The following is a 13092-nucleotide window of genomic DNA, read 5'->3' on the forward strand; positions in this document are numbered from 1 at the left end:
AAACGTGATGGACAACCAGGCCATGAGCCAGCGCAGCCTGCAGCATGTGTGGCACCCCTGCACACAAATGAAGCAACACGCGTCGCAAGCCGTGCCGCTGGTTCCTGTGTCACGCGCCGAAGGTGTCTGGCTGTATGACTTTGAAGGCAATCGTTACCTGGACGGCATCAGTTCATGGTGGGTCAACCTGTTCGGGCACAACCATCCGGCCATCCGAGCGGCGCTGGTTGACCAGCTGGGCCGGCTTGACCACGTGATGCTGGCCGGCTTCACGCACCAACCGGTGGTGGAGTTGTCTGAACAGCTGGCCGCCCTGACCGGACTCGGCCATGCTTTTTATGGCAGCGATGGTGCGTCGGCGACCGAGATTGCGCTGAAGATGAGTGCGCACTACTGGCGCAACACCGGACGCCCCGGCAAGTGCCGCTTTGTGGGCCTGGCCGGAGGCTACCACGGAGAAACTGTGGGCGCGCTGGCCGTGACCGACATTGCCATCTTCCGTGAAGCCTATGCACCGCTGGTGCGGCTGGCCGCCACCGTGCCCAGCCCGGATGCCCGCGCAGCCCAATCTGGAGAAAGTGCAGCCGACGTGGCGCAGCGCGCCGCCGCCGCGCTCGAGACCTGGCTAAGTGAACACCACCAAGAGACCGCCGCCCTGATCGTTGAACCTCTGGTGCAATGCGCAGCCGGCATGGCCATGCACGATGCAAGCTACCTGCGCCGGATCCGCGCGTTGTGCGATCGCTACGAGGTGCATCTGGTGGTGGACGAAATTGCCACCGGCTTTGGCCGAACCGGCACCATGTTTGCGCACCAGCAGGCAGGCACTAAGCCCGACTTCATTTGCCTGTCAAAGGGGCTGACCGGCGGCACATTGCCCCTGTCCGCAGTCCTGACCACCGACACGGTGTACGAAGCCTTTTACGACGACGAAGTGGCACGCGGCTTTCTGCATTCCCACTCCTACACCGGCAACCCGCTGGCTTGCCGGGCCGCGCTGGCGACCCTGTCGCTGTTTGCGCAAACCGATATATTGGCCAGCAACGCAGTGATTGCCCAAACACTGGACAAGGCCCTGGCACCCTTGACCACCCATGCGCGCATCCGGCACGCGCGGCGTCTGGGCATGATCTGGGCCTGGGACGTGGACACCACACTGCCACACTTTTCGCAACGCTACCACCAACACGCGATGGCGCATGGGGTGTTGCTGCGTCCCATAGGCAACACCATCTACGCCATGCCGCCTTATGTGATGGACGAGGAAAGTGCGGCGCATCTGGCAAGTGGTGCGCTGGCCGCATTGCAAGCCACGCTGGCGGAAGAAACGAACTTGCGATGACCGGGCACCGCGCCATCTCCTGCTTCGTCACCGGCACCGATACCGGTGTCGGCAAAACCCTGGTCAGCACGGCGCTGCTGCATGCGCTGGCGCGCCACCACAAGCGCGTCGTCGGCATGAAACCGGTAGCGGCAGGGACCACGCAGGTCCACGGCAATGAAGTCAACGATGACGTGCTGGCGCTGCGCGCTGCCTCCACCCTTGCAGTGCCCGCAGCGCTGGACAACCCGGTGCTTCTGCCCGACGCGGTGTCGCCGCATGTGGCCGCTGCCCGTGCCGGCCGCAGCATTGACCTTGACCACATCGTGGCCTGCCACCGGCAATTGTTGCGGCTGGCCGATGCGGTGGTGGTGGAAGGCGCGGGAGGTTTTCTGGTGCCGCTCTCGGCGAGCGAGTCCGGCGCCGACCTGGCACAGGCACTGGACTTTCCGGTGGTTCTGGTGGTCGGTTTGCGACTGGGTTGCCTGAACCACGCGCTGTTGACGCTCGAGGCTATACGCGCACGCGGCCTGAGCCTCGCCGGCTGGGTCGCCAACCATGTCGATCCGGCCATGCTGGCGCAAGATGACAACATCAGCTTTTTGCAGCAGCACCTGAACGCGCCCCTGCTTGCTCGCATAGCCTGGCAGCGCGTGCCTGATGCCCGAACAATCACGATGGAACTCCCCCTCGCATGGCGATAAGCACTTGCTCTCCTCAGACCGCTTCCTGGCTTGACGAATTTCCTGCGCGCATTGCCGCCCTGGACGACAGCCACCTGCGCCGCCGTCGGCGCGTGGTGCGGCCGGAAAACGGCGCCCGGCTGCAAGTCGACGGCCAGAGCATGCTGGCGTTTTGCAGCAACGACTACCTGGGCCTGGCCAACCATCCGGCGCTCATAGAAGCAGCCTGCGCGGGGGCGCAGCAGTTTGGCGTGGGGGCGGCGGCTTCGCCATTGGTCAGTGGCCACAGCGCCGCCAACGAGGCACTTGAGCACGCGCTGGCTACCTTTGTCGGTCTGCCCAGTGCGCTCTATTTTTACGCCGGCTACGCCACCAACATCGGCATCATCCCCGCGCTGGTGGGCCAGGGCGATGCGATTTTCTCCGACGCACTCAACCATGCCTGCCTGATCGACGGCGCGCGGCTCTCGCGTGCACAGATTCACCGTTACGCACATGCCGACCTGGCGGCGCTGGACGAGGCGCTGACGCTAAGCCCGGCCCGCCGCAAACTGGTCATCAGCGACGCGGTGTTCAGCATGGACGGTGACCTGGCCGACGTGCCGGCCCTGCTGGCATTGTGCGAGCGCCATGATGCATTGCTGCTTCTGGATGACGCGCACGGTTTTGGCGTGCTGGGCCCGCAAGGCCGTGGCTGCCTGGCCCACTTTGGGCTGAGCGGAGCAAACGCCTCGCCTCGCGTACTTTATATGGCCACTTTGGGTAAGGCAGCCGGTGTGGCGGGTGCTTTTGTGGCTGGCAGCGATGCCCTGGTCGAATGGCTGCTGCAAAAAACGCGCAGCTATATTTTTGCCACGGCAGCGCCCGCGCTGCTGGCCAGCGCTTTGCACACCAGCCTGCAACTGATAGAGCACGACGAATGGCGTCGAGCTCATCTGAACCAGCTCATTACACGTCTGCGCCGCGGCCTTGCCGAACGCCTGCAGGACAGCGCCTGGCAACTCGGCGCCTCGCTCACGGCCATCCAGCCGCTGCTGATTGGCCGCAATGACGAAGCGCTGGCGGTCATGGAGGGCCTGCGCGAACGCGGCCTGTGGGTTCCGGCAATTCGCCCACCCACTGTGCCCGATGGCACGGCACGGCTGCGTATCGCGTTATCAGCAGCCCACACAGAGGCCGATATCGACGAATTGGTTCAGGCCTTGGGCGAACTGGCCGTCGCCAGGCAGCCAGCGGATGCGCTCGGCTAGACTTCACACCCTTTCAACGCCATTCAGATTGCCGCATCATCCCCGTTACATAGATACCAAATGTGTATCACATGAAGGAACCACGACATGTCCAGCGTTTTTGAACAACCCGTCACCCTGCACCGCCCACGCCAAAGCGTCCCGGCCCGGCCCGAGGCCCGCTGGAGCGTCGACGACATCGAGGCATTGTTTGACCTGCCTTTTCCGGAGCTGATGCACCAGGCCCAAACCGTGCACCGTGAAAACTTCGACCCTTCACGTGTTGAATTCGCGACGCTGCTGTCGGTCAAAACCGGCGGCTGCCCGGAAGACTGCAATTATTGCCCGCAGGCTGCGCGCTTTGACACCGGCGTGGAAGCCACCAAGCTGATGGAGCCGCACGAGGTGAAACTGGCTGCGCAGCGCGCCAAAGACGCCGGTGCCACGCGCTTTTGCATGGGCGCCGCCTGGCGCTCACCCAAAGACCGCGATATCGAAAAGGTGGCCGAGCTGGTGCGCACGGTCAAGGAGCTTGGGCTGGAAACCTGCGCCACCCTGGGCATGCTGGAAGACGGCCATGCACAGACGCTGCAAAGCGCCGGCCTCGACTACTACAACCACAACCTCGACAGCGCGCCTGATTTTTACGGTGACATCATCACCACGCGCGATTACCAGGACCGGCTCGACACGCTGGCGCGCGTGCGCGGCGCTGGCGTCAAGGTTTGCTGCGGCGGCATCGTCGGCATGGGCGAAACCCGGCGCCAGCGCGCGGGCCTGGTGGCCGAGCTGGCCAACCTGTCGCCTTACCCCGAGTCGGTGCCAATCAACAACCTGGTGAAGGTTGAGGGCACCCCCTTGTCCAACCAGAAAGACCTGGACCCGTTTGAATTCGTGCGCACCATTGCGGTTGCTCGCATCACCATGCCAAAAGCACGCGTGCGCTTGTCGGCCGGCCGCCAGCAAATGGGCGACGCGGTGCAGGCGCTGTGTTTCCTCGCCGGCGCCAACTCCATCTTTTACGGCGACAAGCTGTTGACCACCGGCAATCCTGACACCGATGCCGACGTCGCCTTGCTGGAGCGCCTGGGCATGATGCGTTCTGCACCCGAGGCGCAGCCGTGACACCCGCCACCACGGCCGCCAGCCCTTATGGCACCTTGCCAGCGGTGCCGCCACCGGCTTCGCGCAAGCCCATCAGCCTGCCGCGCCTGCGCGAAATGCATGCGCAGGGCGAAAAAATCACCATGCTCACCGCTTACGACGCCACCTTTGCGGCGGTGGCCGATTCGGCCGGGGTAGAGTCGATTCTGGTCGGCGACTCGCTGGGAATGGTCTGCCAGGGCATGCCCAGCACCGTGGGCGTGACGCTGGAGACAATGCGCCACTACACCGAGAGCGTGGCCCGCGGCCTGCACCGCGCGCAAGCCACCGCCTGGCTGATTTCCGACCTGCCTTTTGGCAGCTACCACGAGTCGAAAGAGCAAGCCCTGCGCAGCGCCGCCGTACTGATGCAGGCAGGCGCACACATGGTCAAACTTGAAGGCGGTGGCTGGACGGCGGACACGGTGCATTTTCTGGTGGAGCGCGGCATTCCGGTATGCGCGCACCTGGGCCTGACGCCGCAAACCGTACATTCATTGGGCGGTTATCGCGTGCAAGGAAAATCAGAAGAAGCTGCCACCACACTGAAGGCCCACGCCCACGCGCTGCAGGACGCAGGCGCTGCCATGATGGTGCTGGAGATGGTGCCGGCCGCACTGTCGGCAACGTTGACAAAAGAACTCACACACTGCGCGACCATAGGCATCGGGGCCGGTGTCGGCACCGCGGGCCAGGTGCTGGTGCTGCACGACATGCTGGGCATGAACCTGGGGAAAATGGCCAAGTTTGTGCACAACTTCATGAGCGAGGAAAACAGCGTGCGCGGCGCCATGCAGGCCTATGTGCGCGCCGTCAAGGAAGGCCGCTTCCCGGTCGACGCGCTGCACGCCTGGTGAAGCAGCGCAGCTGCCGCTGTATTATTTGCCCCTCTGAACCGAGCCCATCTCCACCCAAGCCATGAAAATCGTCCACACCATCGCCGACCTGCGCTCGCAGCTGGCTCCTCACCAGCGCCCGGCCTTTGTGGCCACCATGGGCAACTTGCACGACGGCCATATTGCACTCGTCAATCAGGCGAAGCCCCGTGGCGATGTGACCGTGGCCAGCATTTTTGTGAACCGCCTGCAGTTTGCGCCGCATGAAGACTTCGACACCTACCCGCGCACCTGGGAGGCTGATTGCGAAAAATTGCAGGCGGCCGGCTGCGATGTACTGTTTGCGCCGCGGGAAACCGATATTTACCCAGAGCCGCAGACCTACAAGGTGCACCCGCCCGCCGAACTCGCCGATATTCTCGAAGGACACTTCCGGCCCGGCTTTTTTGTCGGCGTGAGCACAGTGGTGATGAAGCTGTTTTCCTGCGTGTTTGCGGGCAAGCCAGAGGGCGTGGCGCTGTTCGGAAAAAAGGACTACCAGCAGCAGATGATCATCAAGCGCATGGTGCAGCAATTTGCCTTGCCGATTGAAATCGTGGCCGGCGAGACTTTGCGTGCGGCCGACGGCCTGGCCCTGTCTTCGCGCAATGGCTACCTGAATGTGCAGGAACGCGGCGAAGCGGTTCATTTGTCCCTGGCCCTCAAAGCGCTGGGTGAAGCCGTCAAGGCGCAGGAACTGCCCAAGCGCGAAGCCCTGGAAGCAGCCGCAATGCAGGCGCTGGCCGCACGCGGCTGGAAGCCCGACTACCTGACCGTGCGCCGCCGTACCGACCTGCTGCCGCCGGAAAGCACGGACGCGTCAACCGCCATGGTGGTGCTCGGCGCCGCCAAATTGGGAACGACCCGGTTGATCGACAACCTGGAAATCTGAGTACAGCGCATTTCTTAAAGGGAAAAGTGCCTTTGGCCGATTAGATACGGACACGAGCAGCTACGTTTTTTATAGCGAGCTCGCCTTAAAGCAGGCAAAAATTACGGCGCGTACCACTCAATCACTGGCGAGGCGCAACGTCATCCTCGTCGGCGGGCACCATATCTGAGGCTCGCTGCTCCGCCAGCCATTGGTAACCCTTCCACACCAGGAGAGCCGCGCCGGTACCGAGCAGGGCATAACGCAGCAGGGGGCGGCGTGCACCGGACAACACCAGCGACAGCACCGGGCTGATCAGCGGTGCTCGTTTGAGCAGCCCAAGCACCAGCGGCAAGCCCTTGCCGACGGCCAGGCCCGAAATACCTTTCGTGAATACGCTTGTCGATTGCCGCGTCGCCTGCATGGCCTGGACCAGCTCGGCACGCTCCGTCGCCGACCGCATCAGCAACAGCTGTTTTCTGAGTGCGCGCTGGTTTGTTGCCTCAGTCATGGGAGTCCCTGGCGGAAGGCGCGGTACCTGCGGATGCGGCCTGCACCGCATCGCGGTCTTGCGCCATTTCCGCAAGCGTAGCCTGCAGAAAAGGGGGACGCAGGGCCAGGGTACGCTGAATGCGCCACCAGAACCAGCCGGCCAGCGCCAGATACGTCACCGTGAAAAAAGCCAGAACAAGCACGCGCTGTGAACCGTCAACGGCCAGAACCACCCACAGGGTCAATACCAAAACTCCTACGAGCCCAAACACCAGCAGACCCAACAGGTTCAGCAACAACCCGATAAAGCGCTGAAACTCTTCTTCAATCTCCACGCCGGCCAAGGCCAGACGTGTGTGCGCCATGCTCATCGCTGTAAGGCCCAGCTTGCGCAAGGACGCGAACAGGCGTGGCGGCTTGCCGTTGCTTCGGCTGTCTGGATCGGGTGAGTTCATGATGTTCGCAGACGCGCCGCAACCGGCGCAAACCTGCGTGAAGACTGTTACTTGCGGTTGACCAGAAGGCCAATCAAAAACCCTGCCGCGGCCGCAATGCCCACAGCTTTCCAGGGATTGGCGTGCACATACTCGTCGGTGGCCTTCGCAGCCTCCTTGCCTTTGAGTAATGCCGCCTCTTGCAGGCCCGTCAGTTTTTCGGTGGCAAGCCTGAGCTTGGCAGCGGCTTTTTCACGCAGCGCAGAGGCCGTTTCGCCCGTGGCGGCCGTGGCGGCCTTGAGCAAGTCCTCCACATCAGCCAGGACTACTTTCATGTCGGTAATGAGTTTGTCTTTGCTCGCGTTTTCCATGAAATTCTCCCAAAAAAAGCAGAAGGGGAAGAGCGGGTGCGGCACCAAACAATGCACACCTGCCGGGACGAATCAGGTTAACCAAAATCGCGAGCAAGGTCAAAGCAATCCGCGCAAATCTCTCGAAGCAAGGCCGGTGCGGCGATTCGGCACAATAAGGCGCACCTCAACCCCCACATCAAGACACACATGGACGCCAACCTTTTAACGCCGCTGTTCACCCTGCTGGGCACCCTTGTCGGCGGGCTGGTCACCTTTGCGGTGAACCGCCAGCAGTTCAAGCACCAGATCCAGGCACTGCAACAGCAGTACAAAACCGAATTCATGGCCGAAGAAACTGCGCGGCATTTCCTGAGTCACAAGAGTTTTACCGACCGGTCCTTCGAGGTGCTCAAGAAACACCTGGGCGGTTTTGAAGACGACGAGTTGCGCAAGATCCTGGTGCGTGCGGGTGCAGTACGTACCTACCGCGACGATGACGGCGAATGGTGGTACTTGTTGTCGCGCATGGGTGAACGGATTGAAAAAATGCAGCAGCGCGGCTAATCGCACGTGCCGCTGCACTGAAACATTTAGCTACAGAAGGAACGGAGCGGCGCCGTGGGGCCACCGGGTCATTTTGGGGAACAAGCCATGAATCGTGCGTACTTAAACCCGTCCCTGCTATCCGGATTTCTCTTGTTCCTGGCGGCAACATGTTTGGCCCAAACGCCTTCCGCCTTGAGCAATGAGCGCTGCGGCGAGGTGATAACGATGGAGAGCCATGATCGCAGCACGACGCATTACGCCTTCCTGCCGCCTCCCAGGACGGCGGGACCAGGCGGGCCGGTGACGTTGGTGCTGCTTGCGGGTGGTTCGGGTCATGTTGATCTCGACGACAAGGGTTGTCCGCGCGCACTCAAAGGCAATTCGCTGGTACGGTTGATCCCGGTCTTCGGAGCCGCTGGCTTCGGTACAGCGCTGGTCGATGCGCCGTCGGACTTTCATGGCGAGGACGGCCTGGGCGGATTCCGGATTGCGGCCCTGCATGCACAAGACCTCGGAAAAGTAATCGCCGACCTGCGTGCACGCACACAGGGAAGTGTCTGGCTTGTGGGCACCAGCCGGGGGGCCATTTCCGCGGCGAATGCAGGCGCGCGGCTTTCGGGTCCATCGGCGCCCGATGGTGTCGTCCTGACCTCCGCAGTGACGTCGGGTCAACGCGGGGCCAAGAAGGCGTGGGTCGCGCAGACCGTCTTCGATGTTTCGCTTGAAGACATCCGCTTGCCCCTGCTCGTGGTCGGCCATGCCGCCGACAAGTGCCTGCGCTCGCCGGCAAACCTCATGGGAAAGATCATGGCGCGCATCCGAAGCACGCGCCAGCAAGTCGTCACCGTGACAGGCGGGCCTGGCCATGAAGGCTCGCCCGGCCTCGAGGCCTGCGAGGGACGCGCACCGCATGGTTTTGTTGATCAAGAGGCAGAAGTCGCAGCCGGCATGGCGCGATTTATTCGCGGTGGCGCGTACTAGGTGCCAGAAGCAACGCGCGCCATGACATGCTTCATCCGTTGTTACCGAGAATCTGACTGGCTGGCAATCAGACCCTTTTTTTGCGCCCCACCTTCGAAACCGGCGGCACCCATGCTTTTTCTCCGGAACGCACAGAGGCGCCGTATATTGTGCAAATGAAGAGCTAGTGCAGCGCCATCACCGGGAGTTCAAATGACTGTTATCGAATGCGAGATTCCTTCAGGCACCGTGCTGGACCGCCGCGTGATCGAGGCGGCCTATTTCCGGGACTCCTACCGCGTCCCCCTGCGCCATCCGCAGGCCAGCATGATCGACATTTTTTTCGGCATCTTCGGACACCATCCTCTGTGGATGAAGGTGGTTCTGGTGGTCCGGAACCGGATAGCCGCCTTCTGCGGGCTGGAAGCGCCAACCACGGCAGAGATCCTCCATGTTGAAACCAGGAGCAGCTACAGCGTCGGTGACAAGATCGGTGTCTGGCCGATTTTCTCGCTGACAGAAACCGAACTGGTCGCGGGGCAGAACAACAAGCACCTGGACTTCAGGCTCTCGGTGTTCAAGGAAACGGACGGCGGGACAGCGAGTGTGGTGGTTTCCACGATCTGCAACGTGCACAACAGGTTCGGGAAGGTCTACCTGTTCTTCATCGTTCCATTTCACAAATGGGGTGTGCAAAGGCTGCTGGCCAGAGCTGTCACAGCCGAAAGGCTGTGACCTCCGTATCCCCCAAGCCTTCGCAATCTATCGGCCACCTGAAAACGCCCCGGTCAGCGACCGCACACCGGCGGCGGTTTGAATGTCAAACCAGCTCAGCCGCCGGATCACGCCCCATGAGCACTGCCACAGCTTCCTCAGGTTTCATCTGTCCGTCCAGCAAGGCCACCACGCCTTCTGAAATCGGCATCTCTACACCCAGTCCGCGCGCGCGCTGCACCACCGTGCGGGCGCAGTAAACACCTTCGGCCACATGGCCCAGTGATTCGACAGCCTGCTGCAGGGACTGGCCACCTGCCAACAGCAACCCAACTTTGCGGTTACGGCTCAAGTCGCCGGTGGCAGTGAGCACCAGGTCACCCAAGCCTGACAAGCCTGTGAAGGTTTCCGCCCGAGCACCCAGAGCCAGCCCCATGCGCGTCATTTCGGCCAGGCCGCGGGTGATCAGCGCGGCGCGGGCATTGAGCCCCAGGTTCAGGCCATCGCACAGGCCGGTGGCAATCGACAGCACATTCTTGACGGCGCCGCCGACTTCTACCCCGACGATGTCGTCATTGGCATAGACCCGCAGCGTCGGGCCGTGGAACGCTGCGACCAGCGCATCGCGCACCTCGGCATGCTCACTGGCGGCTACCAGTGCCGTCGGCTGGCCGCGCGCCACTTCCTGCGCAAAGCTGGGGCCACTGAGTGCGCCCGCTCTCAAATTGATAGCTACCTGCGCCCGTATTTCATGGGCCAACAGCCCAAAAGGCTGTGAAGACGTGGCTGTACCTGCTTGAGGGGCTTCAAAACCCTTGCACAGCCAGGCCACCGGCACGCTGACCTTCTGCAGGCGCTGCAGCATGCCGCGCAGGCCGGCGATCGGCGTGGCAAGAATGATCAGGTCCTGATGGCCTAGGTGTGCTTCCAGCGGGCTGGCGGAACCGCCGGCCAGCAGCAAGGACCCGGGCAAGGGAATCTCCGGCAGGTAACGGGCGTTGACACGCTGCGCCTGCATGGCCGCCAGTTGCCCGGCATCCCGCGTCCACAAGGTGACCTGGTGCCGCGGCAAAGCGCCGCCTGCATTGGCCGCGCTGATGGCCATGGCAGTGCCCCAGGCACCGGCGCCAAGGACGGCAATTTTCATGACACCGGGGGCAAAGTTGGCAAAAGTTGCACCAACTGGCCTTAAACGATGATTTGCGGCGCTTCCTGTGCAGCCGAGGCGGCAGCGGCCTGCTGCTGCTCGAACATGGCCTGGAAGTTGATTTCGGCCAGGTTGACGGGCGGGAAACCACCGCGCTGGATCACGTCGGCCACATTGCCGCGCAGGTAGGGGTACACGATCTGCGGGCAGGCAATGCCCAGCACCGCATTGAGCTGCTCGGCGGGCATGTTGCGGATCTCGAAAATGCCGGCCTGCTTGGCTTCAACCATGAACACGGTCTTGTCTTCGATCTTGGTGTGCACGGTGGCGGTCACGCTGACTTCGTAGAGGCCATCGGTGATGGGTGTTGCCTCGACGCCCAGCTGGATGTCGACCGCGGGCTGCTCCTGGTTGAGCAGGATTTCGGGCGAATTGGGTTGCTCCAGCGACACATCTTTCAGGTAAACGCGCTGAATCTGGAATACGGGTTCGAGGTTGGCTTCGGCCATGATGATCTTTCGGATTGCTTTAAAAATGAAAGCCCGCTGGGTAGCAGGCACAGGACATTATCCCCGTTTGGCCATCCGGCCCCGGGGCCAGGGGCCAGGGGTTGGTCGTCAGGCGGCCAGCAACGGCAACAGGCCGCCGCGGCCGTCCAGCGCCATCAGGTCATCGCAGCCGCCGACATGAGTGTCGCCGATGAAGATCTGCGGAACCGTCCGGCGGCCGGTGATTTCCATCATTTTCAGACGTTCGGCCGGCTGCATGTCAACACGTATTTCCTCGATCTCGGTGACGCCACGCTGTTTGAGCAGCTGCTTGGCCTGAATGCAGTAGGGGCAGGAGCCGGTCAGGTACATCTTCACAGGGGACATTGAAATCTCCGGGGTCGGTTCAACAGCAGCGCAGGGGTTTCAGGCCTTCTCTATGGGAAGGTTAGCCTCTTTCCACGATTTCAGCCCGCCCGACAGGGTCTGGGCCTGCTCGTAACCGAGTTTTTTGGCCATCGCCAGCGCCCGGTTGGCCCGCGCGCCCGATGCACACACCAGAATCAGGGGAAGTGCCTTGTTTTTCACGGTGCCGGGCAGCTTTTCCTCGAATTGCCCGAGGGGCAGGTTTTTCGCACCGACCACGTGGCCGGCTGCAAACTCTTCTGCTTCACAAACATCAATAACCACAGCCTTCTCGCGGTTGATCAGCTGCACGGCACCGTTGGCACTGAGTGAGCCAGCCGCCATGCCGCTGGAAACCAGGGGCCAAAGCAGCATGCCGCCGGATGCCAGCGCAATGGCGATCAGCATCCAGTTGTCGATGAAAAATTTCACTGTAGGTCCTTCAAGGGTTTTGCAATTAAGGAGTGATTTTAGAATGCAGGGAGCGCTGCAGGCTTTCCCGAACCCCTGCCGCAGTCTTTGCCTGCCTTTTCAGGGCTCTTTTTTTGCTCCGCCCCTTCAAGGGCCATTCCTTTTTTTAACCTTACCCCTGCTCACACCATGTACAAACTCGTGCTCATCCGCCATGGCGAATCGACCTGGAACCTGGACAACCGCTTTACCGGCTGGACCGACGTGGACTTGACCCCCAAGGGCGTGCGACAGGCTGTCGATGCCGGCAAGCTGCTCAAAAGCGAAGGCTACGATTTCGACCTGGCCTACACCAGCGTTCTCAAGCGCGCCACCCGCACGCTATGGCACACACTGGACGAGATGGACCGCACCTGGCTGCCCGTGGTTCACAGCTGGCGCCTCAATGAGCGGCATTACGGGGCCTTGCAAGGCTTGAACAAGGCAGAAACCGCCAAGAAGTATGGCGATGACCAGGTGCTGATCTGGCGCCGCAGCTACGACACGCCACCTCCGGCGCTGGAGGCGAACGATCCGCGCTGCGAACGCGATGACCCCCGCTACGCCCGGCTAAAGCCGGAGGAAGTGCCGCTCACGGAGTGCCTGAAAGACACCGTAGCGCGGGTTTTGCCATTCTGGAACGAATCGATGGCGCCCGCCATCAAGGCCGGCAAACGCATTGTGGTGGCAGCGCACGGCAACTCCATCCGCGCCCTGGTGAAATACCTCGACAACATTGCGGACCAGGACATCGTCGGCCTGAACATCCCGAACGGCATCCCGCTGGTGTACGAACTTGATGCGAATCTCAAACCCCTACGCCACTACTACCTTGGCGACGGTGCAGCGATCGCCAAGGCCGAGGCGGCGGTGGCCGCCCAAGGCAAGGCCTGACTGGTCAGTTCGCGCTCCCACGACGCCTTTGTGAAGCCCCGGTAAAGCCGGGCATTTTTGAAACATTTTGCTGCGTATGTGCCCTCT

17 protein-coding genes are annotated in these 13092 nt (G+C 62.1%); 10 read left to right on the forward strand and 7 right to left on the reverse strand.

Annotation, left to right across the window (positions count from 1 at the left end):
- Positions 1 to 7: 7 nt before the first annotated feature.
- From bioA to panC, 6 genes are all read left to right on the forward strand, one after another.
- Positions 8 to 1342: an adenosylmethionine--8-amino-7-oxononanoate transaminase gene (gene bioA, locus B0B52_RS12330; protein WP_077593934.1), complete on the forward strand. Its 1335-nt coding sequence runs from the start codon at positions 8 to 10 to the stop codon at positions 1340 to 1342.
- Positions 1339 to 2025 (forward strand): dethiobiotin synthase, encoded by a 687-nt coding sequence (gene bioD, locus B0B52_RS12335; RefSeq protein ID WP_077593935.1) that lies wholly within the window; start codon positions 1339 to 1341, stop codon positions 2023 to 2025. The genes bioA and bioD overlap by 4 nt, the downstream gene beginning before the upstream one ends.
- Complete coding sequence (bioF, locus tag B0B52_RS12340; protein WP_077593936.1) at positions 2016 to 3254, forward strand: 8-amino-7-oxononanoate synthase; 1239 nt, start codon at positions 2016 to 2018, stop codon at positions 3252 to 3254. The genes bioD and bioF overlap by 10 nt, the downstream gene beginning before the upstream one ends.
- An 87-nt stretch (positions 3255 to 3341) precedes the next feature.
- Positions 3342 to 4358 (forward strand): biotin synthase BioB, encoded by a 1017-nt coding sequence (bioB, locus tag B0B52_RS12345; RefSeq protein ID WP_077593937.1) that lies wholly within the window; start codon positions 3342 to 3344, stop codon positions 4356 to 4358.
- Positions 4355 to 5233 (forward strand): 3-methyl-2-oxobutanoate hydroxymethyltransferase, encoded by an 879-nt coding sequence (gene panB, locus B0B52_RS12350; protein WP_077593938.1) that lies wholly within the window; start codon positions 4355 to 4357, stop codon positions 5231 to 5233. Before bioB ends, panB begins: the two co-directional genes overlap by 4 nt.
- A 61-nt stretch (positions 5234 to 5294) precedes the next feature.
- On the forward strand, positions 5295 to 6143 hold the full coding sequence (panC, locus tag B0B52_RS12355) for a pantoate--beta-alanine ligase (RefSeq protein WP_077593939.1): 849 nt from the start codon (positions 5295 to 5297) through the stop codon (positions 6141 to 6143).
- Positions 6144 to 6264: 121 nt separating this feature from the next.
- Here the strand turns inward: panC and B0B52_RS12360 are convergent, their stop codons facing one another.
- The 3 genes from B0B52_RS12360 to B0B52_RS12370 are packed head-to-tail and all read right to left on the reverse strand — an operon-like array spanning position 6265 to position 7419.
- Positions 6265 to 6633 carry a DUF3318 domain-containing protein gene (locus B0B52_RS12360; RefSeq protein WP_077593940.1) on the reverse strand — a complete coding sequence of 123 codons (369 nt, stop codon included), beginning with the start codon at positions 6631 to 6633 and terminating at the stop codon, positions 6265 to 6267.
- Positions 6626 to 7069 (reverse strand): phage holin family protein, encoded by a 444-nt coding sequence (locus B0B52_RS12365; RefSeq protein ID WP_077593941.1) that lies wholly within the window; start codon positions 7067 to 7069, stop codon positions 6626 to 6628. Before B0B52_RS12365 ends, B0B52_RS12360 begins: the two co-directional genes overlap by 8 nt.
- 47 nt (positions 7070 to 7116) lie before the next feature.
- On the reverse strand, positions 7117 to 7419 hold the full coding sequence (locus tag B0B52_RS12370) for a YqjD family protein (protein ID WP_077593942.1): 303 nt from the start codon (positions 7417 to 7419) through the stop codon (positions 7117 to 7119).
- Positions 7420 to 7608: 189 nt separating this feature from the next.
- Here B0B52_RS12370 and B0B52_RS12375 point away from each other — a divergent pair, with 189 nt between their 5' ends.
- From B0B52_RS12375 to B0B52_RS12385, 3 genes are all read left to right on the forward strand, one after another.
- Positions 7609 to 7965, forward strand: coding sequence for a hypothetical protein (locus tag B0B52_RS12375; RefSeq protein WP_077593943.1), 357 nt, complete (start codon positions 7609 to 7611; stop codon positions 7963 to 7965).
- 207 nt (positions 7966 to 8172) lie between these two features.
- On the forward strand, positions 8173 to 8928 hold the full coding sequence (locus tag B0B52_RS12380; RefSeq protein ID WP_139351918.1) for an alpha/beta hydrolase: 756 nt from the start codon (positions 8173 to 8175) through the stop codon (positions 8926 to 8928).
- Between the two features lie 192 nt (positions 8929 to 9120).
- On the forward strand, positions 9121 to 9642 hold the full coding sequence (locus B0B52_RS12385; protein WP_077593945.1) for a DUF2867 domain-containing protein: 522 nt from the start codon (positions 9121 to 9123) through the stop codon (positions 9640 to 9642).
- Positions 9643 to 9727: 85 nt separating this feature from the next.
- On the opposite strand, the gene B0B52_RS12390 is transcribed toward B0B52_RS12385, so the two are convergent.
- The 4 genes from B0B52_RS12390 to B0B52_RS12405 form a co-directional block, all read right to left on the reverse strand.
- Entirely contained in the window at positions 9728 to 10768 is a 1041-nt protein-coding gene (locus B0B52_RS12390; RefSeq protein WP_077593946.1) for an NAD(P)H-dependent glycerol-3-phosphate dehydrogenase, read from the reverse strand.
- A gap of 41 nt (positions 10769 to 10809) precedes the next feature.
- Positions 10810 to 11277, reverse strand: coding sequence for a protein-export chaperone SecB (gene secB / locus B0B52_RS12395; protein ID WP_077593947.1), 468 nt, complete (start codon positions 11275 to 11277; stop codon positions 10810 to 10812).
- A gap of 108 nt (positions 11278 to 11385) precedes the next feature.
- Complete coding sequence (gene grxC, locus B0B52_RS12400; protein ID WP_077593948.1) at positions 11386 to 11643, reverse strand: glutaredoxin 3; 258 nt, start codon at positions 11641 to 11643, stop codon at positions 11386 to 11388.
- A gap of 39 nt (positions 11644 to 11682) precedes the next feature.
- The gene (locus tag B0B52_RS12405; RefSeq protein ID WP_077593949.1) at positions 11683 to 12093 is read right to left on the reverse strand and encodes a rhodanese-like domain-containing protein; all 411 of its coding nucleotides are present in this window, start codon (positions 12091 to 12093) and stop codon (positions 11683 to 11685) included.
- 168 nt (positions 12094 to 12261) lie between these two features.
- Here B0B52_RS12405 and gpmA point away from each other — a divergent pair, with 168 nt between their 5' ends.
- Positions 12262 to 13005, forward strand: a complete 744-nt coding sequence (gene gpmA, locus B0B52_RS12410) for a 2,3-diphosphoglycerate-dependent phosphoglycerate mutase (RefSeq protein ID WP_077593950.1) — start codon at positions 12262 to 12264, stop codon at positions 13003 to 13005.
- Positions 13006 to 13092: the final 87 nt, after the last annotated feature.

This window comes from Polaromonas sp. A23, from assembly GCF_002001015.1.
Lineage (GTDB): Bacteria > Pseudomonadota > Gammaproteobacteria > Burkholderiales > Burkholderiaceae_C > Polaromonas.